Source organism: Lysobacter korlensis, from assembly GCF_042434515.1.
Map to the genome: position 1 here is coordinate 1 of NZ_JBHLTG010000054.1, position 697 is coordinate 697.

General features: G+C 61.3%; 1 protein-coding gene. It reads right to left on the bottom strand.

The genetic code is table 11. The annotated features are described in order from the left end of the window. Positions 1 to 100: 100 nt before the first annotated feature. Positions 101 to 595, bottom strand: a complete 495-nt coding sequence (locus ACFFGH_RS34405; RefSeq protein ID WP_386677475.1) for a GNAT family N-acetyltransferase — start codon at positions 593 to 595, stop codon at positions 101 to 103. Positions 596 to 697 lie beyond the last annotated feature (102 nt).

A 697-nucleotide genomic window follows, 5' to 3' on the forward strand; every position in this document is an offset into this window, starting at 1 on the left:
AAACAGAAGACCCGCTAGCAGCAGATGTTTCATCTTAGGGCCTAACACCTGAGTTAAGCCGCGCCGCGAAGCGGCGTCGGCTTGGACGAATTGTTAGCCACTAGAGGTGGAGCTTCATGCCGTGATGCGAAGCGACGAACCCTAGTCGCTCGTAGAACCGGAGCGCGTCTTCTCTTGCCCGATCGGTAGTGAGCTGGACCATAACGCAGTTCCGGTCCCTTGCGCGCTGGACGGCCCACCCGATCATTGCCGCCCCGAGACCTTTTGAGCGAGCGTTAGAGGCAATCCGGACGCCCTCGATGAGCGCTCGCCAGCGTCCTTGGTAAGTCAGGTACGGGATGAAGGTGATCTGGAGCATCCCGACCAGGTGGTCGCCGAGGACAGCGACGACCAACTCATTGTTCGGGTCTTTCCGAATTGCCTCAAACGCTTCGGTGTAGCCCAAGGGCAGTGGATCGCCCCATGCCTCCCGTTTGGCGCCGAGCGGATCGTCCGCGAGCATGCTCACAAGCTCCGAGAGATCCGTCGCCTCAGCAGGGCGGAAGGACACCCCGGTTGCGTCAGGATCCACTTCGGCTGGCGCGGAACTATCCATAGTGGCTAACACCTGAGTTAAGCCGCGCCGCGAAGCGGCGTCGGCTTGGACGAACTGTTAGGCGGCAGTGGTCTGGAATGCCTGGGCTTTTGGCTGCCCGGC